Consider the following 21,192-nt stretch of genomic DNA (forward strand, 5'->3'; position numbering starts at 1 on the left):
CGGCAGGGCCGCTGTCGGGACGATCGAGTACGGCGAGCACGTCTGGGTCAACCAACCTCGCACGGAATTGATTCCCACCCCGCTCAACTCCGGGCGACCTGGGCGAGGATCCACGTCGCGGCGGCCTCGACCAGCGTGGCCAACGCCTGCTCCCGGTCGGTCGGTGCCGACTTGGCCACCTTGAAGGAGTGGTCGGCCCCAGCCACCGGCACCACGTCCACGTCGACGTCGTCGGGGAACTCCTCGGGGCGCCCGAAGGCGTCCCGCTCGCCCTGGATCACCCGGGTCGGCACCCCCGCGTCCAGCAGCTCCGGCAGCCGGGAGCGCTCGGGCTTGCCCGGCGGGTGCAGCGGGAACGCCAGCGCCAGCAGGCCGGCAGCACCGAGCGCACCCGCGGTGCGGGCCGCACTGCGGGCGCCCGCGGAGCGGCCTGCGACGATCAGCGGGACGGTGCGCTCGAGCGCGGCCGCAGCCGCGGTGAAGGCGACGTCGAGGCTGGCCGGCGGGCCGGCGATCTTGCGCCCGGCCACCTTCCACGGCTGCTCGAAGCGGACCACCGTGATCCCGCGACCGGGCAGCTGATCGGCCAGCGCCTCCAGGTCGGCGGTGTCGACGCCGGCCCCGGCGCCGTGTCCGACCAGCAGCGTCGCCACCGGCGCGGCAGCGTCGGCGCGATACAGCAGCCCGGGCCCGCCCGGCGTCTCGATCGAGGTCGTCGTCATCAGGCCTCCGCGGGCAAGGGAGCGATCAGCTCGGGTCCGTTGTTGCGCACGTTGTTGACCGCCAGCGAGACCGGCTGCGCCACCAGCCGGCCGGGCGCGGCCGGCTCCAGCAGGCCGAGCAGGCTCTCGGCGTCGTGCGGCTGGGGGTCGAGCCAGTCCGACCAGCGCTCCCGCGGCACCATCAGCGGCATCCGGTCGTGGATGTGGCCGAGCGAGTCCTCGGCGTCGGTGGTGATCACCGTGCAGGTCCAGCGGAACTGCTGCGGGTCGCCGTCCGCCACCGCCGGGTCGCGCCAGATCTCGTAGAGGCCGGCCATCGCCAGGACGCCGTCGTCGGCGGGATGGATGAAGAACGGCTGCTTGATCGGCTTGCCCTTGGCGTTGAGCTGCTCGCTGGGGTACCACTCGAAGTAGCCGTCGGCCGGCAGCAGGCAGCGCCGCGAGGCGAAGGCCCGCCGGTAGGCAGGCTTCTCGGCGACCGTCTCCATCCGGGCGTTGATCATCCGGTTGCCGATCGCTGCGTCCTTCGCCCAGGACGGGACCAGACCCCAGCGCAGCGCGCGCAGCTGGCGCTGCTGCGGACGCTCCTGCTTGGCCGGCCGCTCCAGCACCGCGTAGACCTCCTTGGTCGGCGCGACGTTGTAGTCGGGCTCCAGCGGAGCGGCGAGCACGCTCTCCTCGACCTCGAACTCGTCGATCAGGTCCTCGGCCCGACGCGACGATGCATAGCGACCGCACATGGGGCCAGCCTAGTGCCGGCGCACCCGGGCGACGTCAGTCGCGGGTCAGGTCGTCGAGCAGGAGCGCGGCGGCGAAGTCGCTGTCCGGCAGGCCCTCGATCCAGACCCGGGCCCGGTCCTGTCCGGTCATCCGGCGCAGCAGGGTCGCGCGGCGCGCGAGGTTGGCGTCCCGGGCGGCGAGCACCACCACCCGGCGGGCTCCGACCGCGCCGATCGTCTGCCCATGTGCGAAGACGGTGCGCGCCGACTCCCCCAGCCGCATCATCTGCATGGCATGGGTGATCGGGGCGCCTTCGCTGGCACTGGCCGGTGGCGCCTCGACGACGACGAGGGCGTGGTCGGTCTCGACGGCGGTGGCCGGATCGCGGTAGAGGTCGGCCACCGCGGTGCGCAGGTGGGCGAGCGTGGAGAGCCCGGTCAGCGGATCGGTGCACGAGAGCTGGCTCAGGTAGCTCAGCGTGGCCTCGCTCCAGGCCTCGCTCAACGCCCGCAGCTCGTCGAAGTGCGGATCGGCCCCCAGCACCAGGTGGGCCGTCTCCCGCAGCCCGTCCAGCGCCTCGCTGAGCGAGATGCCGTCGCGGGCCAGCGCCCGGCCGGTCACCTCGCACGCTCCCTGAGTGTGCGACCCCGCGGCCAACGCCTCCGCGACGGCGAGGAATCGCGGCGGTACGTTGCGCGCGATCCGTGCCGGCAGCTGGTCGGCCCCGGGGTCGCCCGTGGCGCCTCGCGATCGTGTCGCAAAGAAGCCCACGGCCCTCCCCCTTCTCAGTGTCCTGCCCCCTGGTCGTTCACGGATGAGACGTCGTCGCAGCGGCACCATGACGCGGAGTTCGGCACATTCTTTTCATCTAGCACAGGCTTTTCATCCAGCACAGGCTCACCCATCGAAGTGGTGGCGATCGCGGGTCCCGTAGGTCCAGCGCAGTCCGGCCGCACGCAGGGTGCGCACCACCCGGTGCGAGGACGTGCACCAGCCGACCGTGGCGTGGCAGCGCGAGACCCACCAGCGGTTCGGCACCCACCCGTCGCGAGGGCTGGCGTAGGGGTTCTCCCACGGGTTCAGGTCCAGGGAGCGTCCGCGCGCATGCGGGCTGAGCACCCCCGGGCGGCCGACCACGTTGCGGCAGTTGAACGCCGAGGTGTTGCCGGCGGCCATCGAGGCGTAGTCGTCGGCGCCATGCAGCCGCTTGGACCAGCCGAACCGGTCGACCCGGTACATCGAGCGCACCGGCAGCCGGGCATCGTAGAGCGCGGTGAACGCCTTGGCCATCTTCGGCGCGACCGCACGCGCGACCACCAGCTCGCCCCGGCGCCGGAAGCCCCGGTAGTCCCAGTAGTTGACCCGCACCAGGCGCAGCGAGCTGCGCGCCAGGCAGCCGCGGTGCCAGCTGCGCCCCACCATGGTGCGCCAGACCCGGTCCGGGATCCGGGTGGTGACCGGGTTGGCGGTGCTGGAGAAGGCCAGCGGCTGCGGCGGCAGCTTCACCCGCGGCGCGGGCGCGCCCTTGGGCAGCGTGACCGCGGCGATGGTCGGGCGCAACCGGACCGAGACCGCCGAGGAGGCGGGAGCGGTGGCGAGCGCCGTGGCCCGTGCGGCGATCCGGTACCGGGCGCTGCTGCGCGGAGTCAGCGCGATCCGGGCGACGCCGGCGCGGTCGGTGGTGCCGGTGCCGGCGGGCCGCCAGCGCGAGCCGTCCTTGCGCTGCAGGCTCAGCCGGACGCCGGCGACGGCGATCCCGCTCGGCGTCACCCAGGTGGCGGTGAAGGTCGCCTGCTTGCCCTGCACCACCCCGGACGGCGCGCGGAGCGTGATCCGGCTCTTCGCCGGGGTCAGCCGCAGCTGGTGCTCGATGCTGCTCGGCGCATGGGTGCTGGTGCCGGCGAAGCTGACGGTGAGCAGGTTCTCCGCACCGGTGGCCGCGATCGGCACCGCGACCTCGGCGACGCCGTCGGCGCCGGTGCGACCGGCGAGCCGGACCGGTGTGCCGTCGAGGACCCGCTCGAGGACCACCTCGGCGTCCGCGACCGGTGCCGCCGACTGCTCGGCGAGCACCACCCGCACCGTCGTCGTGGTTCCGGCCGGCCCCGCCGGCGAGCTCGCCGTCAGCCGGGTCGCGACCGGCTCGGCCGCCGCGGCGGGAACGACCAGCGCCGTCGCCACCAGGCCCGCCCAGACGGCGGCGATCACCACGGCAAGGCGCCGGGCACGGGCAATGGGCCCGCGTTCCAGTCGTGCGTCCACGTCCTACTCCCGAGTCGACAACGAGGTGCGCGCCTAGGACGCTAGCCGAAATCGGGTACGCGCGGCGCCACCGCCCGCTCCTCGGCATGGCGGCACTGCCGCGATCACGTCCCCGATCAGGCAGAACGAGGACTAGGCTCGGTCCCGTCATGAATTGCTGAGTCGAACGTTGAAGGTACGTGAGCGAGACCCTTGCCGATGCCGACCTGGTGGGCGATGCCGAGCTGATCTCGGCCGTCCGCGACGGCGACGTGTCCGCCTACGGCCGGCTCTTCGAGCGCCATGTCGCCTCGGCCCGCCGGCTGGCCCGCCAACTGACCTCGCAGTCGGACGCCGACGATCTCGTCTCCGACGCCTTCGCCAAGGTGCTGCGCGTGCTGCAGAACGGCGGCGGCCCGGACGTCGCCTTCCGCGCCTACCTGCTCACCGCGATCCGCCGTCTGCACGTGGACCGGATCCGCGGCAACGCCCGGCTGCAGACCACCGACGACATGGAGGCCTTCGACCCCGGGGTGCCGTTCCGCGACACCGCCATCGAGGGCTTCGAGAACGAGGCTGCCGCGAAGGCGTTCGCCTCGCTGCCCGAGCGCTGGCAGCTGGTGCTGTGGCACACCGAGGTGGAGGGCCAGAAGCCGGCCGAGGTGGCCGCGATCCTCGGCATGTCGGCGAACTCCGTCTCCGCACTCGCCTACCGGGCCCGCGAGGGCCTGCGCCAGGCGTTCCTCACCTCGCACGCCCAGGAGATCGAGGACGACGGCTGCCGGTGGACCAACGACCACCTCGGGGGCTACGTCCGCAAGGGCCTGTCACGGCGTGACACCGCGAAGGTCGAGGCGCACCTCGACGAGTGCCGCCGCTGCATGGCCATCTACCTCGAGCTGACCGAGGTCAACTCCAGCCTGGGCGCGCTGCTGGCGCCGTTGCTGCTGGGCACCGCCGGTGCCGCCTACCTGGCCGGCAGCGGTGCCCTGGCCGCCAAGGGCGGCGTGCTGCTCCTGCTCGATCGCACCAAGGAGTTCGTGCTCGCCAACACCCAGGGCGTCGCCGTCGCCGGGGTGGCGGCCACCGTCGCGGTGGGCACCACGCTCGCGGTCACCATCCCCAACGGCGACCCGAAGCCGCAGTCCGACCGGCCGCAGACCGCGATCTCCACCCCCGACGCGGTCGAGGCCTCACCCGACACGCGTCCCGCGAAGCCGAAGCCGAAGCCGTCGCGCAAGCCGGTCGCCACGAAGGCTCCGGCTCAGCCGGTCGTGGAGGCCCCGGCCACGACCACCGCGCCCAGCAGCGAGCCGACGAGCGCGCCGGCGCCGGTGGAGCCGACCTCGACGCCGCCGGACCCGAAGCCGGAGCAGCCCAGCGAGAGCAACGAGCCCACGCCCACCCCGACGCCCACGCCCACGCCCACGCCGACGCCGACACCGACGCCCACCCCGACGCCCGTCCCGCGCGACCTGGTGCTCAGCGCACACATGTCCAACGGCTTCTCGGGCGGCATGCTCACGGTGAGCAGCAGCGGCTACCCGCCGGGCGGCAGTGCCGAGCTGCGGATCGTCAGCACCAGCCCGCTCGGCCTCACCGCGGAGCTGCCCCCGTTCTGCCAGAGCGGCGGTCCGCTGAGCCCGGTCGCGGTCTGCACGCTCGACGCCACGCGTCCCGGCTTCAAGGGCTGGGTGACCCTCGGACCCTGGGAGCAGATCACGCTCACCCTGACCGCGAACGGCTTCGAGGACTCCGACGACGGCAACAACACCTGGAGTTCGCCCGCCCGATGAGTGCGCCGACGCAACGCCGATAGGCTGAGCCGGTGACGATCCTCGATCCCTGGCCTGCGCCGCGCGCGAACCGACCTGTCGATCTCGTTGTCTCCTTGCCGGGCTCGAAGTCACTGACCAACCGCGCGCTGATCCTGGCCGCCCTCGCCGACGGTCCGTCGGTGGTGCGCCGGGCGCTGCGCTCGCGCGACACCCTGCTGATGGCCGCCTCGCTCGCCGCGCTCGGCACCGAGGTGGACACCTCCGCAGACGACTGGCGCGTCACGCCGGGCCTCGGCAGCGGCTCGGCGAGCGTCGACTGCGGCCTGGCCGGCACGGTGATGCGATTCGTGCCCCCGGTGGCCGGGCTCTTCGCGGGCGAGGTCGCCTTCGACGGCGACGCCCACATGCGCAACCGCCCGGTCGGCGTGATGCTGGCCGCGCTGCGCAGCCTCGGCGTCACCATCACCGCCACCGACCGCCTCCCGTTCACCGTCACCGGAACCGGCTCGGTGCCCGGCGGCCAGGTCGTCATCGACGCCTCGGCCTCCTCCCAGTTCGTCTCCGCGCTGCTGCTGGCCGGTGCCCGCTACGCCGACGGCGTCGACGTCCTGCACGACGGCAAGCCGGTCCCCTCGCAGCCGCACATCGAGATGACGATCGCCATGCTGCGCGCCCACGGCGTCGAGGTCGACGACTCCGAGCCCAACCGCTGGCGGGTGGCGCCCGGCACCATCAAGGCCGCGGACGAGACGATCGAGCCCGACCTCTCCAACGCCGCGCCGTTCCTGGCGCTGGCCGCGACCAGCGGCGGCACCGTGCGGGTGCTCGACTGGCCGCAGCGGACCACCCAGGCCGGCGACGCCCTGCGCGAGATCCTGACCGCGATGGGCTGCACCGTGCGGCTCGACGCCGAGGGCCTCACCGTCACCGGCAACGGCGCCCTGAGCGGCGTCGACCTCGACCTGCACGACGTCGGCGAGCTGGCCCCGGCCGTGGCCGCGCTGTGCGCCCTGGCCGAGAGCCCCTCGCACCTGCGCGGCATCGAGCACATCCGCGGCCACGAGACCGACCGGCTCGCCGCGCTCGCCACCGAGCTCGGCCGGCTCGGCGCGGACGTCGTCGAGCATCGCGACGGCCTCTCCCTGCGACCGGCGCCCCTGCACGGCGGCACCTTCGCCACCTATGCCGACCACCGGATGGCGCACGCCGCGGTGATCCTCGGCTCCGCCGTCGACGGCGTCCTGGTCGAGAACGTCACCACCACCAGCAAGACCTTCCCGGACTTCCCAGGCTTCTGGGCCGACCTGTTCGCCGCGCAGGACTGACGCGATGGCGGGGCGCTACAGCGAGCACGACCACGAGCACTACGAGCGGCCGCGTCGTCGTACCCGTCCCCGCACCAAGAACCGGCCCACCCACGAGGACGCCGTGGACGCGGTGGTGATCACCGTCGACCGCGGCCGGTTCACCCTGCTGCTGGACGGCCGCACGGTGATGGCGATGAAGTCGCGCAACCTGGGCCGCAAGGGCGTCGTGGTGGGCGACCGGGTCCGGGTGGTCGGCGACGTCTCCGGCGACGACGGCAGCCTGGCCCGGATCGTCGAGGTCACCGAGCGCACCACCACGCTGCGCCGCACCGCCGACGACACCGACCCGGTGGAGCGGGTGATCGTCGCCAACGCCACCCAGCTGGTGGTGGTCACCGCGCTGGCCGACCCCGAGCCGCGGCCCCGGCTGATCGACCGCGCCCTGGTCGCCGCCTACGACTCCGGGATGCAGCCCCTGCTCTGCCTGACCAAGTCGGACCTTCGCTCCCCCGACGAGCTGCTCTCCACCTACCGCTCCCTCGGCGTGCGCTACGTCGTCACCCAGCGCGGCGGCGATCTCGACGAGCTGCGTGCACACCTGGCCGGGCACACCAGCGTGCTGATCGGCCACAGCGGCGTGGGCAAGTCCACCCTGGTCAATGCGCTGGTGCCGGCCGCGAACCGTGAGGTGGGCCACGTGAACGCGGTCACTGGGCGCGGACGGCACACCTCGACGTCGGCCTACCTGCTGCCGCTGCCCGACGACGCCGGCTGGATCATCGACACCCCCGGCATCCGCTCCTTCGGCCTGGCCCATGTGCAGCCGGAGAGCCTGATCGAGGCGTTCCCCGACCTCGACGAGATGACCGAGGACTGTCCGCGCGGGTGCACCCACGGCACCGACGAGCCCGAGTGCGGGCTCGACGTCGCGGTCGCCGAGGGCGACGCCGACCCGGAGCGGGTGGAGTCCTTCCGCCGGCTCCTGGCCGCGCGCGAGTCGCAGCCCTGAGCCGAGGCCGGGTCAGCCCCCGTAGACCAGCCTGGCCCCGGCCTCGCCGGTGGAGATCGCCATCGTGAACAGCAGCACCGACAGGATCACCAGCATCACCAGGGTGGGCCACTCGATCACCGCGGCGTGGTGGCCGCGCGCACCGCGGCCCGAGGAGAGCGCCGAGGGGCCGCCGAGGGCCCAGGCGGCGATCAGCACGAAGACGAAGAAGACGACCGCGACCCAGATCAGGATGTCGGCGCGCTCCTGGTGCTCGTGGAAGCGGGCCGCAGCGGCGCCGGCGGCGATCCGCTCGTCCTTGAGCTCACGGCCCGACCACCAGGCGGCGATCACCGAGAGCAGGCCGATCGCGGAGACGACGATCATCGGCCAGCGGGTGGACCAGCGCCAGCGCGGCACGCAGGCGTAGGTCACGGCCAACAGCGCGGCCAACGGGACGAACACCACGGCAGCGTGGATGACCAGGGGGTGCGCCGGGAGGCCGTTGATGTCCATGGCGGGAATCCTAGCGTCGGCCCTCCGCCCTTCTGCGGCTGCCGTGTCGGCGCCCCGACGTGGCGCCGCATACCCTTGGCCCATGCCGTCCGACTACACCGACGACCTGCGCCTGGCCCACGTGCTGGCCGATGACGCCGACTCCATCACGCAGGCACGGTTCAAGGCCCTCGACCTGCATGTGATGAGCAAGCCCGACCTGACCCCGGTCAGCGACGCCGACCAGGCCGTCGAGGAGGGCATCCGGCGCACCCTGTCGCGGGCGCGCTCGCGCGACGCGGTCCTCGGCGAGGAGCAGGGCAGCACCGGCACCTCGGCCCGGCGCTGGATCGTCGACCCGATCGACGGAACCAAGAACTTCGTCCGCGGAGTGCCGGTCTGGGCGACCCTGATCGCACTCGCCGTCGAGGACGAGGTGGTGCTCAGCGTGGTCTCCGCGCCGCAGCTGCAGCGCCGCTGGTGGGCGAGCAAGGACAACGGCGCGTGGACCGGCCGCTCGCTGCTCAAGGCCAGCCAGTGCCACACCTCCGACGTCCGCCGCCTCGAGGACGCCTCCCTCTCCTACTCCTCGCTCTCGGGCTGGGAGGAGCGCGGGCAGCTGGAGAGCTTCCTGTCGCTGACCCGTCGCTGCTGGCGCACCCGGGCCTACGGCGACTTCTGGTCCTACATGATGGTCGCCGAGGGTGCCGTCGACATCGCCGCCGAGCCCGAGCTCGAGCTCTACGACATGGCCGCCCTCGACATCATCGTGCGCGAGGCCGGCGGTCGCTTCACCTCACTCGACGGCGCTCCGGGCCCGTGGGGCGGCAATGCGGTGGCCAGCAACGGCCACCTGCACGAGGCCGCGCTCGCCTTCCTCGGCTCGGTGCACGACTCCGCGGACCCCGACGTGACCCGGCTGCACGGCGGCTCGGTGCACGACCTGAGCGAGCGCCGCCGGCAGCAGAGCGAGGAGCCTCCGCTCGGCTGAGGGTGTCCAAGCGGGCGCCATCTCGCTACGCTCGGGTGAGTCAGGTCACATCGGCTCACCGCTAGGAGGCGCGATGCGCATCAGCGATGTTCTGCGAGGCAAGGCCGAGAGCGCGGTGGTCACCATCGCCCCAGGGGCCAGTGTGCGCGACCTGGTCGCGCTGCTGGCCGAGCACAACGTCGGAGCGTTGATCGTCAGCTCCGAGCCCGGGGTGGTCGCGGGCATCGTCTCGGAGCGCGACGTGGTCCGGCACCTGCACGCCAACCCCTCGGTGCTCGACGCCCGGGTCCTCGACATCATGACGCCCACCGTGCACACCTGCACCGGTGCCGACGCGGTGACGGACCTGATGCAGCTGATGACCGAGCACCGGGTGCGGCACGTGCCGGTGCTCACCGATGGGCGCCTCAGCGGCATCGTCAGCATCGGCGACGTCGTCAAGAGCCGGATCGGCGAGCTCGAGTTCGAGCGCGACCAACTCGATCACTACCTGCACCAGAACTGACCGTAGGGTGGGCGCCATGGAAAAGCCTGAGATCGAGTTCTTCGACCCCACTCCCCCCAGCGACCTGGTGATCACCGACATCACCGTCGGCGATGGCGACGAGGCCACCGCCGGGTCCACCGTGTCGGTGCACTACGTCGGCGTCGCCCACTCCACCGGCGAGGAGTTCGACGCCTCCTACAACCGCGGCGCCCCGCTGCAGTTCCGCCTCGGCGTCGGTCAGGTCATCTCCGGCTGGGACACCGGCGTGCAGGGCATGAAGGTGGGCGGCCGTCGCCAGCTCGTCATCCCGCCGCACCTGGCCTACGGCGACCGCGGCGCCCCGGGCGCGATCAAGGGCGGCGAGACGCTGATCTTCGTCGTCGACCTGCTCAAGGTCAGCTGACCCAGCTCCTCAGCGACAGGTCACCAGGGGAGGTCGTCGTCGGCGACCTCTCCGGTGGCCACCGTCGCGCTCTGCCCGGCCAGGCTGACCACGTTGCCGGCCACCAGCTGCCGGCCGCGCCGGGTCTCGACCTCGCCGTCGACCGAGACCAGCCCCTCGGCGATGATCGCCTTGGCGTCGGCCCCGTTGTCCACGAGGTTGGCAAGCTTCAGGAACTGACCGAGCCGGATCGACTCGTCACGAATGGGCACGTCCACCCGCCCATCCTCCCACTCCGGCCGCGCGCATCCAGCACCCGCGGCCCCGGGCGGCCCGCGCGAGGATCCCCTGACTGGGACTTCCCGTTCCCCGATCGCGTGACCTCTGCCACGCTCCTCGGATGAAGCTGATCTATGCCCTGACCTCCGACAGCGCCGGCCTCCTGCTCAGCGAGGCGCTCCGCGAGAGTCTGCGCGCCGCCGGCGCCACCGACGTCCAGGCCAACGTGCCCGACCCCGCCTTCGCCGAGGCGATGGCCCTGCAGTCCTTCCCGGAGAAGGTCACCGGCCTGCTGACGGTGTGGGGCGAGGACGAGGCCGCGATCACCTCCGCGGTCACCGTCGCGGTCACCGATGCGCTCGGGCTCGACGCGCTGGTCGGCGGCTGGGAGGTCGAGGAGCGGGTGCCGCTGACCCCGCCGTCGGTCCCGGACGGCGAGCGCGTCGCCTCGATGGCCAACCTGGCCCTGCTGCGCAAGCCGGCCGACCTGCCCTACGCCGACTGGCTGGCGCACTGGCACGGCCCGCACACCACGGTGGCGATCGAGACCCAGGACACCTTCGGCTACGTCCAGAACCGGGTGCTGCACGCGGTGCTGGCGCCGAGCGCGGCCAGCGAGCAGGTGGCGGCGATCGTCGAGGAGCTGTTCCACGAGGCGGCGGCCACCGACCTCCACGTCTTCTACGGCTCCGGCGGCGACAAGGCCGAGCTCAAGCGCCGGCTCTCCGAGATGATGGCGAGCATCGCGGTCTTCGGTGCCGACCGCGATCTGGAGCTGGTCAACACCGCGCGCTACAGCTGGAAGCTGGGCTGATCCACGCCGCTCGCTCGCCCCGGTCGCGGGGCGAGCGTGCCTAGATCGGCAGGTGCGCGATCGCGTGGATCAGCACGCCGACCAGGCCGCCGACGATGGTGCCGTTGATCCGGATGAACTGCAGGTCGCGCCCGACGTGCAGCTCGATCCGCCGGGCCGCCTCGTCGCCGTCCCAGCGCTCGATGGTCTGGGTGATCACCGAGGTCACCTCGGAGCCGTAGCGCTCGACGCCGAAGACGACCAGGTCGGCGGCCATCGCGTCGAGGCGCCGCTGCAGCTCCGGGTCCTCGCGCAGCCGCTCGCCGAGCGCCGCCAGCTCGCTCTCCAGCCGGCGGGCCAGCGGACCGCTCGGATCCTTGAGCGCCTCCAGCAGCGCGTTGCGCAGCCCCTTCCACAGGGAGATCGCGGTGGCGGCCAGCTGCGGGTGGTCGAGCAGGCGCAGCTTGAGGCTCTCCGCACGTTGCGCGGTCGTGGGATCGAAGAGCAGGTCCTCGCCGAGCTTGCGCAGCATCGAGTCGAGTGCCTGACGGGCCCGGTGCCGCGGGTCCTGGCGGATGTCGTCCAGCCAGCGCAGCGCCTCGGTGTGCAGCCGGGTGGTGACCGCGTCGTTGAGGCGCGGCGGCGCCCACCACGGAGCGCGCTCGCTGAGCACCTCGGTGAAGGTGTCGTGGTTCTCGCTGAGCCAGCCGTGCAGCTCCTCCAGGGCGAGGTCGACCAGGCCGTGGTGCAGGTCGTCGCGGACCGCCTCGGTGACGAAGCTGCCCAGGATCGGGGCGATCGGCTCCTCGCGGAAGCGCGGCACCAGCGCCTGCTCCACGAGTTCGACGATGTGCTGGTCCTTCACCTTGCGCAGCGCGATGGTGGTCAGCTCGGTGCCCTCGGCCACCACCCGGCGGGCGTTGGCCGGCTCCGCTGCCCAGGCGCCGACCCGGCGGGTGGGCTCGGCGGAGAGCACCCGCTCGGAGATGATCTGCGGCTGCAGGAAGTTCTCGCCCACGAACTCCTCGAGGCCGCGGCCCAGGTCGTCCTTGCGCTTGGGGATCAGCGCGGTGTGCGGGATCGGCAGGCCGAGCGGATGGCGGAAGAGCGCGGTCACCGCGAACCAGTCGGCGATCGCGCCGACCATGCTCGCCTCGGCACCGGCGTTGACATAGCCCCAGAAGCCCTCGCCGTCGCGGGTCAGCCAGAAGACGACGGCGGCGAACAGCAGCAGACCCAAGGCCACACTGCGCATCCGGCGCAGGGCGCGGCGGCGTTCGGCATCGGCTTCGGGGGCAGGGGTGATCAACGGAATCGTCATCGAGGCCGATTGTGTCAGGTGCCGCCACCCCCGCGTAGCATGCGCCGCATGGCTCGCACCGTGATCACCTTCGGCACCTTCGACGTCTTCCACGTCGGACACCTTCGGGTCATCGAGCGCGCCGCGGCGCTGGGCGACCGGCTCGTGGTCGGCGTCTCCGCCGACGCCCTCAACTTCCGCAAGAAGGGGCGCAACCCGGTCTTCAGCCAGGCCGAGCGGCTCGCCATCGTCGCCGCGCTCAAGCCGGTGCACGAGGTCTTCGTCGAGGAGTCCCTGGAGGCGAAGCGCGAGTACATCGAGAAGTTCGGTGCCGACGTCCTGGTGATGGGCGACGACTGGGCCGGGCGCTTCGACGAGTTCTCCGACATCTGCGAGGTCGTCTACCTGCCGCGCACGCCGGCCATCTCCACCACCGCGCTGATCGAGAAGATCTCCGGCATCGCCTGAGGCCGACGCGCTTCAGCTTCGGGGCTCGGCCCCCGAGTCCTGCGGCGTGGGCGCCGTCACGGATGGACGCCGACCACCGGCCCTGACCTAGCCTGGGGCCCATGCGCGTCTACTCGGGCCTGGCCGGACTCACCACCGCAACCACCCTGGCACTGGTGCTCACCACGCTGAGCGCCTCGCCAGGCGTCGCCGACGACGGCACTCCGGCGGACACCTCCAGCCTGCCGGGGCAGCCCGCCGTCACCGACCCGCCCGCGGACGAGCCGCCCGCTACCGACCCCGTTGCCGAGGCACTGGCCGCGCTGGACGACGTCGAGCAGGTGCTGGCCGAGCCGGAGAGCGGCGAGCTGACCACGGCGTTGGCCTCCCTCGGCGCCAACCTCACCGAGCTGCCCACCGCCGAGCGGCGCACCGCCGAGCGGCTGCTGGCCCGGCCCACGGACCCGAGCGCCTCGACGAAGCTGCTGCGCTACCCCGCCGGCGCCGAGATCTTCACGACCTGCGGCGCCCAGGTCTGCCTGCACTGGACCGAGACCACCCAGCACGCACCGCCCGGCTCCGACGGCAACGGCGCGACCGTGCCGCCGTGGGTGCAGCGCACCCAGCAGGTCGTCGAGGAGTCCTGGGACCGGATCGTCGGCGACCTCGGCTACCGCCGCCCGGTGGGCGACGGGACCCGTGGGAACCCGGCCGGAGTGACCACGCCCGACCTGGTCGACGTCTACCTGGGCAACATCGGCGCCAAGGGCATGTACGGCTACGCCACCCTGGACGCCGCCTCGGGCGGCAGGCAGCCCGGCTACCTCGTGCTCGACGACGACTTCGCCGAGTTCACCCTGCCCCCGGAGTCGTCGCTGAAGGTCACCGCGGCGCACGAGTTCTTCCACCTGGTCCAGTTCGGCTACCTCAAGAGCGCCGACTCCTGGCTGATGGAGGCGACCGCCACCTGGATCGAGGAGGTCGTCTACGACGAGGTCAACGACAACCGCCAGTACCTGCGGCTGAGCAGCCTGCGCCGCACCCGGACGCCGTTGGACCGGCTCGGCTTCGCCGCCTACGGGAACTGGGTCTTCTTCGGCTTCCTCACCCAGCGCCACGGCGACGCGCTGGTGCGCAGCCTGTGGACCCGGCTCGGTCGCAAGAAGACCACCAGCCTGCAGGCGATCGAGCGCACCCTGCGTGCGCGCAACAGCTCGCTGTCCGCGGAGTTCCTCCGCTTCGCCGTCGCCAACAACGCCCCGCGCCACTACTACGCCGAGGGTGCCGCCTACCCGAAGGCCCGGGTCGCGCGCACCGCCACGCTCGGGCGCAGCAAGCGCACCGCAGGGCCGCAGAGCGCGCGCCTGGACCACCTGACCTCGATCAACCACGCCTTCCGGCCGGCGTCGGGGCTGAACAAGACCTGGCGACTGCGGGTGGTGGTGACCAGCCCCAGCAGCGACATCCGCGCCCGGGTCCTGGTGCACCGCACGAACGGCACGGTCAAGGAGCGCACGATCACGATCCGCAAGGGCCGCGGCGCGGCCCGGGTGGCGTTCAACACCCGCGGGGTCAGCAAGGTGACGCTCACCGCGGCGAACACCTCGCGCGCGTTCCGCTGCCGCACCGGTGGCCCCTGGACCTGCCAGGGCACCCCGCTGCGCGATCACCAGAAGGTGACCCTGCAGGCGAGTCTGGTGAAGTAGTCGCGGCAGGCGGCGCGCCGCCTCTTGCAACGCGACACGTTCTATGTGACATTGGTGATGACACATAGAACGTGTCGCGTCTGCACTCGCGCACCGCCTTGGAGGAACGAGCATGACCGCCACCGCCGCATCCCCGAACGAGTCGATCACCCCGCGCCTGCTCGCCTCCTCGGCGATGCTCTCGTGCGACCCGATCGCCGAGGTCGACTGGGAGACTCCGCTCGACACCGAGTTCCACGGCACCAGCCCGGAGTGGTCCACCCTCTACGGCACCGCGTACTGGGACGAGCTCACCGAGGAGCAGCGCAAGGCGCTGACCCGCCAGGAGGCGGCGTCGGTGGCCAGCACCGGGATCTGGTTCGAGATGATCCTGCAGCAGATGATCCTGCGCGACTTCTACGCCAAGGACCCGACCGACCCCGACTTCCAGTGGGCGCTGACCGAGATCGCCGACGAGTGCCGCCACTCGATCATGTTCGCCCGCGGCGCGGCCAAGCTGGGCGCCCCCGCCTACCGCCCCAACCGGCTCGTGGTCGAGCTCGGCCGCGGCTTCAAGACCATCGCCTCCGGCGAGACGGCGTACGCCGCGATCCTGGTCGCCGAGGAGGTGCTCGACGTGATGCAGCGCGACTGGATGCGCGACGAGCGGGTGGTGCCCTTCGTGCGCACGATCAACAACATCCACGTGATCGAGGAGTCGCGGCACATGGCGTTCGCCCGCGAGGAGACCCGCCAGAAGATGGCCGCGGCCGGCTGGCTGCGCCGCCAGGTCAGCGCGCTGGTGGTGGCGATCGCGGCGCTGGCGATCGTGGACAGCATGTGGAACCCGGCGGTCTACGAGAACGCCGGCCTGGACCGCAAGCGCGCGCTGCGCGAGGCTCGCGACAACCAGCACTTCGCGTCCATGTTGCGCTCCAGCTGCGCCGGCCTGATGGAGTTCCTCGACTCCTGCGGCCTGCTCACCCGTCCCGCGATGGCCGTCTACCGGCGCGCCAACCTGCTCTGAGACCGGCCTCGACGATGGCCTTCGCGATCACCCAGACCTGCTGCGCCGACGCCACCTGCGTCTCCGTCTGCCCGGTCAACTGCATCCACCCGACGCCGGAGGAGCGTGCCTTCGGCAACACCGAGATGCTCTACATCGACCCCCGCAGCTGCATCGACTGCGGGGCCTGCGCCGACGCCTGCCCGGTCGACGCGGTGCGTCCGGTGCTCACCCTGACCGGCCCGGAGCAGGCGTACGCGACGATCAACGCCGACTACTTCGAGGGCACCGAGCCGGCGCGCCGCGCCGAGGACTCCCCCACCCTGCACGCCTGGGGAGCGCCCCACTTCGACCGGGTGCTCGGCGCCGACTTCCCGCGACTGCGGGTCGCGGTCATCGGCAGCGGCCCGGCCGGCATGTACGCGGCCGAGGACCTGATCCTGCACACCGACGCCGAGGTCACCGTGATCGACCGGCTGCCGGTCCCCGACGGGCTGGTCCGCTTCGGCGTCGCCCCCGACCACCCCGCCACCAAGCAGGTCGCCGAGAAGTTCCACCGGCTGCACCAGCACCCGCGGGTGCGACTGGCCCTCGGCGTCGAGGTCGGCGACGGGCTGACCCACGAGGACCTGCTCGAGCATCACGATGCGGTGATCTATGCGGTCGGCGCCCCCGCGGACCGCCGGCTCGGCGTGCCCGGCGAGGACCTTCCCGGCTCGCTGCCGGCGACCACGGTCGTGGGCTGGTACAACGGCCATCCCGACGTCGCCGCCGACGCGGTCGACCTCGACACCGAGCGGGTCGTGGTGGTGGGCACCGGCAACGTCGCCCTGGACGTGGCACGGGTGCTGCTCAGCGCCCCCGAGGACGTCGCCGCGACCGCGATCGCACCGCACGCCCTGACGGCGCTGCGCACCTCGAAGGTCCGCGAGGTGGTGCTCCTGGCCCGCCGCGGCCCCGAGCACGCGGCCTGGACCCGGCCCGAGATCCTGGCACTGCGCCACCTGCCGGGGATCGAGCTGGTCGTCGACGACCATGACCCCCGCATCGGCGCCACCATCGACGACGCCGCCCGCGACAGCAAGCCCGCCACCCTCCAGGGCGTGGCCCGCCGGGTCTTCGACTGGACGCTTCCGCCGGCGCCGGGGCGCCGGATCGTGGTCCGCTTCCTGGCCACTCCGACCGAGGTCCGCGGCGACCTCGAGACCCGCGCGCTCGTCGTCAGCGACGGCGTGGGGACGACCGAGATCGCGACCGCGCGGGTGATCCGGGCGATCGGCCACCGCGGCCAGCCGGTCCCCGGCCTGCCCTGGGACGAGCAGAGCGCGACCGTGCCGCACGAGGCCGGGCGAGTGGACGGCGTCCGCGGTGCCTATGTGGCGGGCTGGATCAAGCGCGGCCCCTCGGGCGGCATCGGCACCAACCGGCGCTGCGCGGGCGAGAGCGTCGGCACCCTGCTCGACGACGTCCTGGCCGGCCGGGTGTCGACCGGCGCCGGCAAGCGACGTGGGCTCGGTCGGCTGTTGTCCCGCGCCCGAAACCGTTGAGTGGTCCCCCTCTGCACCAATGCTCGTTCGGGGGTGCAGAGCGGGACCACTCAACAGGGTCAGACAGGAACGCCTCAGCCGACGAAAGGACGCTCGCGCTTGAGCTCCTGCTGGGCCATCGTGCGCCGGTGCACGGCATCCGGACCGTCGACGATGCGCAGCACCCGCGCCCAGGCGTAGAAGTACGCCAGCGGGGTGTCGTCGGAGACGCCGGCCGCGCCGAACACCTCGATCGCGCGATCGATCACCGCACACGCCACCTTCGGCGCGGCCACCTTGATCGCCGCGATCTCGGTGCGTGCACCGCGGGCGCCGTGGTGGTCGATCAGCCAGGCCGCCTTCTGCACCAGCAGCCGGGCCTGGTCGATCTCCAGGCGGGAGTTGGCGATCAGCTCCTGCACCACGCCCTGCTCGGCCAGCGGCTTGCCGAACGCCACCCGCTCCTGGGCGCGACGCACCATCAGCGCCAAGGCCCGCTCGGCCATCCCGATCGCGCGCATCGCGTGGTGGATCCGGCCCGGGCCCAGGCGGGCCTGGGCGATCTTGAAGCCGTCGCCCTCCTCGGCCAGCAGGTTGGCGACCGGCACCCGGACGTCATCGAAGACCAGCTCGGAGTGGCCGTGCTGGTCCTGGTAGCCGAAGACCGGCAGGTGCCGCTCGATGGTCAGGCCCGGGGTGTCCCGGGGCACCAGCACCATCGACTGCTGGCGGTGCGGCGCCGCCTCGGGGTCGGTCTTGCCCATCACGATGAAGATCTCGCAGCGCTCGTCGGCGACGCCGGTGATCCACCACTTGCGGCCGTTGATCACGTACTCATCTCCATCGCGCACGATCGAGGTGGCGATGTTGGTGGCGTCCGAGGAGGCCACCTCCGGCTCGGTCATCGCGAACGCCGAGCGGATCCTGCCGGCCAGCAGCGGCTCGAGCCAGCGCTCCCGCTGCTCGGGGGTGGCGAAGAGCTCGAGGGTCTCCATGTTCCCGGTGTCGGGCGCCTGGCAGTTGATCGCCTCGGGCGCGATCACCGGGGACCAGCCGCTGACCTCGGCGACCTGGGCGTACTCGAGGTTGGAGAGCCCGGAGAGCTGGGGCAGGAAGAGGTTCCACAGGCCGCGCCGCTGCGCCTCGGCCTTGAGCTCGTCCATGATCGGCGGGTAGGCATGCTCGCCGTGCTCGGCGAGGTAGGCGTGCCACTCCTTCTCGGCCGGCAGCACGTGGGAGATCATGAAGTCCCACATCTTCTCGGTGTACTCGGCCGCGGCGGCAGAGGGTGCGAAGTCCATCGTTGTTCTCCTGGGGTCGGCGTCGGGTGCAGATCAGAGCAGGCGGAGGCCCTCGGCGGCGAGGGTGCGGATCTCCTCGTCGAGGTTGCCGAAGTCCTGGCCGCCCATCGCTCCGGCGGCTGAGCGGGCGGCGACGCCCTGGGCGATCACCGCGAACTTGAAGTGCGCGAAGGCGATGTAGGCATTGAGGTCCGTCAGGTCCGCGCCCGAGCGCTTGGCATAGCGCTCCAGCACCTCGGCCCGGCTCGGGAAGCCCTCCTGGTTGGTGACGCCGGGGATCAGCGCGGGGAACTGCTCCCCCGGCTCTGCCCAGAACAGCATCAGCAGGCCGAGGTCGGCGAGCGGGTCGCCCAGCGTGGAGAGCTCCCAGTCGAGGACGGCGCCGATCGTGCCCGGGTTCTCGGGGGCGAAGACGACATTGTCGAAGCGGTAGTCGCCGTGCGCGATCGCGTTGCGCTGCTGGGCCGGGATGGCACCGGCCAGGCGACGGGCGAGCTCGTCCAGGTCGGGGACGTCGTGGGTGCGGCTGGCCTCCCACTGCCCGGTCCAGCGCCGGACCTGGCGCTCCAGGAAGCCGGCCGGACGACCGTAGTCGCCGAGGCCGACCGCCTCGTAGTCGACGGCGTGCAGGTCGGCGAGCACGTCCACGAAGGCCCAGCTCATCGCCTCGCGCTGCTCGGCGCCGTCGGCGTAGCCGGCCGGCAGCTCGCCGCGGACGATGTGGCCCGGCACCCGCTCCATCACGTAGCAGGGCAGGCCGAGCAGGTCGCCGTCGTCGCTGAGCACGACCTCGGCGACCGGCACGCCGGTGCCGGCCAGGCCGCGCTGGACCTTGGCCTCGCGCCCCATGTCGTGGGCGCTGGGCAGCAGCTTGCCGGTCGGCGGACGTCGCAGCACCAGCTCGCCCGCCTCGCTGGTCAGCAGGAAGGTCAGGTTGGACTTGCCGCCGCTGATCAGCGAGGCGTCGAGGCCGATCCATCGGTCGTCGTCGGTGGCGCGGGCGAGCGCCGGCCCGAGGGCGCTGGGGCGGATCAACTCCTCGAGCTGCGGGTTGTGCGTCATCGCAGGGTCACTCCCAGTAGCAGACTGAACAGACCTAGCGATCGTACGGTGTTGTTCAGTTAAGCGCTAGAGGTTTAGGCTGTTCAGGATGACTGAACACATGGGAGCCACGATCCGAGCTCTGCGCGAGCAGCGCGGACTCTCGGTGCGCGCGCTCGCCGCAGCGCTCGGCGTCAGCGGCGCGACGGTGAGCGCGATCGAGAACGACAAGGTCGGCGTCACCGTGGAGCGACTGCACGCCCTGGCCGTCGCGCTCGACGTCGGCCCCGAGCGGCTCCTCCAGCCGGCCCCTGCTCCCCCGGCTTCGGGGCCCGCCGGCGATGCCGACTGGCGCCGCTTCGCGCCCCTCGACCTCGACCCCGCCCTGCGCGCCGCCCTCGACCTGTTCGTCCAGCACGGCTTCGCCGCCACCACGATGCGCGAGATCGCCGCCGAGGCCGGCCTCAGCGTGGCCGGGGTCTACCACCACTACGAGAGCAAGCACCGGCTGCTCGAGGCGGCCATGGACCTCACCATGAGCGAGCTGCGCTGGCGCGTGGGCGCGGCGCGCGACGAGGACGGCACGCCCGCCGAGCGGTTCGCCCGGATGGTCGAGGCCCTCGCCCTCTTCCACGCCCATCGCCCCGATCTCGCCTTCGTCGGCGCCAGCGAGATGCGCAGCTTCCACGGCGACGCCGCCACCCGGATCCGTCAGCGGCGCAACGAGCTGCAGCACCTGATCGACGAGCAGGCCCTGCTCGCGGTCGCCGACGGCACCTTCGCCAACGCCACGCCGCTGCCGGCGCTGCGCGCGGTCTCCACCATGTGCACCTCGCTGCCGCAGTGGTTCCGCCCGCAGGGCGAGCTGAGCACCGAGCAGATCGCCGTCGAGTTCGCCCGGCTGGCGGTGCGGATGATGGGCGGCTGAGCGCCGCCGCTCAGGACAGCGCTGCGCGGACGGCGTCTGCGGCCTGCTCCGGGCTCAGCTCGCTGGGCAGCACCAGCACCACCGAGCCGCCTGCGGCCGGGGTCGCCGCGAAGGAGGCGCCCTCCCCGGCCTGGCGGACCGCCGTGCCGAGCAACGCCGTCAGCTGCTCCATCGCCGCCTCGAACTCGGCATGCGGCTCCTCGGTGAGCCCGCGCAGCCAGCGCCGGAGCACATGGTTGTGCGCGGTCACCACGGCGTTCGCGCCGACCTCGGCGAGCAGCGCGTTCTCCTCGCCGAGCCATCCGGCGAGGTGCTCGCGAAAGATCTGCTGATAGCGCTGCATGCCGGCGATCTCGCGCGCCCGCAGGGCGGGCACGGTCCGGGTGAGCCGATAGCGGGCCTGCGCCAGCTCGCCCTCGGCCAGGTAGTGGTCGAGCACGGTTCGGGCCGCCTCGAAGATGGCGAGCTGCCGGGTCCGCGGCGTCGCCGCCGCCAACCGCGCCTCGATCCGGGCGGTCAGCACGTCGTGCTCGGGGAAGATCGCCGCCTCCTTGGACCCGAGCATCCGGAAGAAGGTGGTGCGCCCGACACCGGCCCGCTCCGCGATCTGGTCGACGGTGGTCTCGTCGTAGCCGTTCTCCTCGAACAGCTCGTAGGCGGCGGCCACCATTCGGTCGCGGGCAGTCGACGTGGCGGGCATCGAGGGACCTCCTGGGTGGCTGGGCGATACGGACGCGAACGCTACAGGCCCATCAGTACCACTTGTTGGTATCGA

At 72.4% G+C, this 21,192-nt stretch carries 22 protein-coding genes; 12 read left to right on the forward strand and 10 right to left on the reverse strand.

The annotated features are described in order from the left end of the window. Positions 1–83: 83 nt before the first annotated feature. From ABD151_RS00780 to ABD151_RS00795, 4 genes are all read right to left on the reverse strand, one after another. Positions 84–722, reverse strand: a complete 639-nt coding sequence (locus tag ABD151_RS00780; RefSeq protein ID WP_343990252.1) for an alpha/beta hydrolase family protein — start codon at positions 720–722, stop codon at positions 84–86. Further along, positions 722–1,462 carry an SOS response-associated peptidase gene (locus ABD151_RS00785; protein ID WP_343990255.1) on the reverse strand — a complete coding sequence of 247 codons (741 nt, stop codon included), beginning with the start codon at positions 1,460–1,462 and terminating at the stop codon, positions 722–724. The genes ABD151_RS00780 and ABD151_RS00785 overlap by 1 nt, the downstream gene beginning before the upstream one ends. A 34-nt stretch (positions 1,463–1,496) precedes the next feature. After that, positions 1,497–2,063 (reverse strand): hypothetical protein, encoded by a 567-nt coding sequence (locus ABD151_RS00790; protein WP_343990258.1) that lies wholly within the window; start codon positions 2,061–2,063, stop codon positions 1,497–1,499. A 276-nt stretch (positions 2,064–2,339) separates the two neighbouring features. Beyond that, positions 2,340–3,704 (reverse strand): M15 family metallopeptidase, encoded by a 1,365-nt coding sequence (locus ABD151_RS00795; protein WP_343990261.1) that lies wholly within the window; start codon positions 3,702–3,704, stop codon positions 2,340–2,342. A 179-nt stretch (positions 3,705–3,883) separates the two neighbouring features. Here ABD151_RS00795 and ABD151_RS00800 point away from each other — a divergent pair, with 179 nt between their 5' ends. The 3 genes from ABD151_RS00800 to rsgA are packed head-to-tail and all read left to right on the forward strand — an operon-like array spanning position 3,884 to position 7,777. Beyond that, positions 3,884–5,479 (forward strand): sigma-70 family RNA polymerase sigma factor, encoded by a 1,596-nt coding sequence (locus tag ABD151_RS00800; protein ID WP_343990264.1) that lies wholly within the window; start codon positions 3,884–3,886, stop codon positions 5,477–5,479. 32 nt (positions 5,480–5,511) lie between these two features. Continuing rightward, a complete protein-coding gene (gene aroA, locus ABD151_RS00805) occupies positions 5,512–6,786 on the forward strand; it encodes a 3-phosphoshikimate 1-carboxyvinyltransferase (protein WP_343990267.1) in 1,275 nt (424 codons plus the stop codon). A gap of 4 nt (positions 6,787–6,790) precedes the next feature. After that, positions 6,791–7,777 (forward strand): ribosome small subunit-dependent GTPase A, encoded by a 987-nt coding sequence (gene rsgA / locus ABD151_RS00810; RefSeq protein ID WP_343990270.1) that lies wholly within the window; start codon positions 6,791–6,793, stop codon positions 7,775–7,777. A 12-nt stretch (positions 7,778–7,789) separates the two neighbouring features. On the opposite strand, the gene ABD151_RS00815 is transcribed toward rsgA, so the two are convergent. Beyond that, a complete protein-coding gene (locus ABD151_RS00815; protein WP_343990273.1) occupies positions 7,790–8,272 on the reverse strand; it encodes a hypothetical protein in 483 nt (160 codons plus the stop codon). Between the two features lie 82 nt (positions 8,273–8,354). Here ABD151_RS00815 and hisN point away from each other — a divergent pair, with 82 nt between their 5' ends. From hisN to ABD151_RS00830, 3 genes are all read left to right on the forward strand, one after another. Further along, positions 8,355–9,242, forward strand: a complete 888-nt coding sequence (hisN, locus tag ABD151_RS00820; RefSeq protein ID WP_343990275.1) for a histidinol-phosphatase — start codon at positions 8,355–8,357, stop codon at positions 9,240–9,242. A gap of 73 nt (positions 9,243–9,315) precedes the next feature. Further along, complete coding sequence (locus tag ABD151_RS00825) at positions 9,316–9,747, forward strand: CBS domain-containing protein (protein ID WP_343990278.1); 432 nt, start codon at positions 9,316–9,318, stop codon at positions 9,745–9,747. 16 nt (positions 9,748–9,763) lie between these two features. Next, positions 9,764–10,132 carry an FKBP-type peptidyl-prolyl cis-trans isomerase gene (locus ABD151_RS00830; RefSeq protein ID WP_343990281.1) on the forward strand — a complete coding sequence of 123 codons (369 nt, stop codon included), beginning with the start codon at positions 9,764–9,766 and terminating at the stop codon, positions 10,130–10,132. Positions 10,133–10,152: 20 nt separating this feature from the next. On the opposite strand, the gene ABD151_RS00835 is transcribed toward ABD151_RS00830, so the two are convergent. After that, positions 10,153–10,389, reverse strand: coding sequence for an RNA-binding S4 domain-containing protein (locus tag ABD151_RS00835; protein WP_343990284.1), 237 nt, complete (start codon positions 10,387–10,389; stop codon positions 10,153–10,155). A gap of 122 nt (positions 10,390–10,511) precedes the next feature. On the opposite strand from ABD151_RS00835, the gene ABD151_RS00840 reads away from it, so the two are divergent. Continuing rightward, the gene (locus ABD151_RS00840) at positions 10,512–11,204 is read left to right on the forward strand and encodes a hypothetical protein (RefSeq protein WP_343990287.1); all 693 of its coding nucleotides are present in this window, start codon (positions 10,512–10,514) and stop codon (positions 11,202–11,204) included. 40 nt (positions 11,205–11,244) lie between these two features. On the opposite strand, the gene ABD151_RS00845 is transcribed toward ABD151_RS00840, so the two are convergent. Next, complete coding sequence (locus ABD151_RS00845; protein ID WP_343990290.1) at positions 11,245–12,504, reverse strand: DUF445 domain-containing protein; 1,260 nt, start codon at positions 12,502–12,504, stop codon at positions 11,245–11,247. A gap of 48 nt (positions 12,505–12,552) precedes the next feature. Here ABD151_RS00845 and ABD151_RS00850 point away from each other — a divergent pair, with 48 nt between their 5' ends. The 4 genes from ABD151_RS00850 (at position 12,553) to ABD151_RS00865 (ending at position 17,168) form a co-directional block, all read left to right on the forward strand. Next, positions 12,553–12,951 (forward strand): FAD synthase family protein, encoded by a 399-nt coding sequence (locus ABD151_RS00850; protein ID WP_343990293.1) that lies wholly within the window; start codon positions 12,553–12,555, stop codon positions 12,949–12,951. A 101-nt stretch (positions 12,952–13,052) separates the two neighbouring features. Next, on the forward strand, positions 13,053–14,636 hold the full coding sequence (locus ABD151_RS00855; RefSeq protein WP_343990296.1) for an MXAN_6640 family putative metalloprotease: 1,584 nt from the start codon (positions 13,053–13,055) through the stop codon (positions 14,634–14,636). 112 nt (positions 14,637–14,748) lie between these two features. Continuing rightward, positions 14,749–15,642 (forward strand): AurF N-oxygenase family protein, encoded by an 894-nt coding sequence (locus tag ABD151_RS00860; RefSeq protein ID WP_343990299.1) that lies wholly within the window; start codon positions 14,749–14,751, stop codon positions 15,640–15,642. Between the two features lie 14 nt (positions 15,643–15,656). Continuing rightward, positions 15,657–17,168 carry an FAD-dependent oxidoreductase gene (locus tag ABD151_RS00865; RefSeq protein ID WP_343990302.1) on the forward strand — a complete coding sequence of 504 codons (1,512 nt, stop codon included), beginning with the start codon at positions 15,657–15,659 and terminating at the stop codon, positions 17,166–17,168. 74 nt (positions 17,169–17,242) lie between these two features. On the opposite strand, the gene ABD151_RS00870 is transcribed toward ABD151_RS00865, so the two are convergent. Both ABD151_RS00870 and ABD151_RS00875 read right to left on the reverse strand, forming a co-directional pair. Beyond that, on the reverse strand, positions 17,243–18,448 hold the full coding sequence (locus ABD151_RS00870) for an acyl-CoA dehydrogenase family protein (protein WP_343990305.1): 1,206 nt from the start codon (positions 18,446–18,448) through the stop codon (positions 17,243–17,245). A gap of 33 nt (positions 18,449–18,481) precedes the next feature. After that, the gene (locus tag ABD151_RS00875; protein WP_343990308.1) at positions 18,482–19,510 is read right to left on the reverse strand and encodes a phosphotransferase family protein; all 1,029 of its coding nucleotides are present in this window, start codon (positions 19,508–19,510) and stop codon (positions 18,482–18,484) included. An 88-nt stretch (positions 19,511–19,598) separates the two neighbouring features. On the opposite strand from ABD151_RS00875, the gene ABD151_RS00880 reads away from it, so the two are divergent. Continuing rightward, the gene (locus ABD151_RS00880; RefSeq protein WP_343990311.1) at positions 19,599–20,417 is read left to right on the forward strand and encodes a TetR-type transcription factor C-terminal domain-containing protein; all 819 of its coding nucleotides are present in this window, start codon (positions 19,599–19,601) and stop codon (positions 20,415–20,417) included. Positions 20,418–20,427: 10 nt separating this feature from the next. Here the strand turns inward: ABD151_RS00880 and ABD151_RS00885 are convergent, their stop codons facing one another. Continuing rightward, positions 20,428–21,117 (reverse strand): TetR/AcrR family transcriptional regulator, encoded by a 690-nt coding sequence (locus ABD151_RS00885; protein ID WP_343990314.1) that lies wholly within the window; start codon positions 21,115–21,117, stop codon positions 20,428–20,430. Positions 21,118–21,192 lie beyond the last annotated feature (75 nt).

It is taken from the genome of Nocardioides dubius, assembly GCF_039528155.1.
Classification (GTDB): Bacteria; Actinomycetota; Actinomycetes; order Propionibacteriales; family Nocardioidaceae; genus Nocardioides; species Nocardioides dubius.

Coding starts and splice junctions, on each gene's coding strand:
- hisN (WP_343990275.1), top strand. CDS start 8,355: ATGCCGTCCGACTACACCGACGACCTGCGCCTGGCCCACGTGCTGGCC.
- ABD151_RS00880 (WP_343990311.1), top strand. CDS start 19,599: ATGACTGAACACATGGGAGCCACGATCCGAGCTCTGCGCGAGCAGCGC.
- ABD151_RS00840 (WP_343990287.1), top strand. CDS start 10,512: ATGAAGCTGATCTATGCCCTGACCTCCGACAGCGCCGGCCTCCTGCTC.
- ABD151_RS00875 (WP_343990308.1), bottom strand. CDS start 19,510: ATGACGCACAACCCGCAGCTCGAGGAGTTGATCCGCCCCAGCGCCCTC.
- ABD151_RS00815 (WP_343990273.1), bottom strand. CDS start 8,272: ATGGACATCAACGGCCTCCCGGCGCACCCCCTGGTCATCCACGCTGCC.
- ABD151_RS00785 (WP_343990255.1), bottom strand. CDS start 1,462: ATGTGCGGTCGCTATGCATCGTCGCGTCGGGCCGAGGACCTGATCGAC.
- ABD151_RS00860 (WP_343990299.1), top strand. CDS start 14,749: ATGACCGCCACCGCCGCATCCCCGAACGAGTCGATCACCCCGCGCCTG.
- ABD151_RS00870 (WP_343990305.1), bottom strand. CDS start 18,448: ATGGACTTCGCACCCTCTGCCGCCGCGGCCGAGTACACCGAGAAGATG.
- ABD151_RS00885 (WP_343990314.1), bottom strand. CDS start 21,117: ATGCCCGCCACGTCGACTGCCCGCGACCGAATGGTGGCCGCCGCCTAC.
- ABD151_RS00825 (WP_343990278.1), top strand. CDS start 9,316: ATGCGCATCAGCGATGTTCTGCGAGGCAAGGCCGAGAGCGCGGTGGTC.
- ABD151_RS00845 (WP_343990290.1), bottom strand. CDS start 12,504: ATGACGATTCCGTTGATCACCCCTGCCCCCGAAGCCGATGCCGAACGC.
- ABD151_RS00780 (WP_343990252.1), bottom strand. CDS start 722: ATGACGACGACCTCGATCGAGACGCCGGGCGGGCCCGGGCTGCTGTAT.
- ABD151_RS00865 (WP_343990302.1), top strand. CDS start 15,657: ATGGCCTTCGCGATCACCCAGACCTGCTGCGCCGACGCCACCTGCGTC.
- ABD151_RS00850 (WP_343990293.1), top strand. CDS start 12,553: ATGGCTCGCACCGTGATCACCTTCGGCACCTTCGACGTCTTCCACGTC.
- rsgA (WP_343990270.1), top strand. CDS start 6,791: ATGGCGGGGCGCTACAGCGAGCACGACCACGAGCACTACGAGCGGCCG.
- ABD151_RS00830 (WP_343990281.1), top strand. CDS start 9,764: ATGGAAAAGCCTGAGATCGAGTTCTTCGACCCCACTCCCCCCAGCGAC.
- ABD151_RS00855 (WP_343990296.1), top strand. CDS start 13,053: ATGCGCGTCTACTCGGGCCTGGCCGGACTCACCACCGCAACCACCCTG.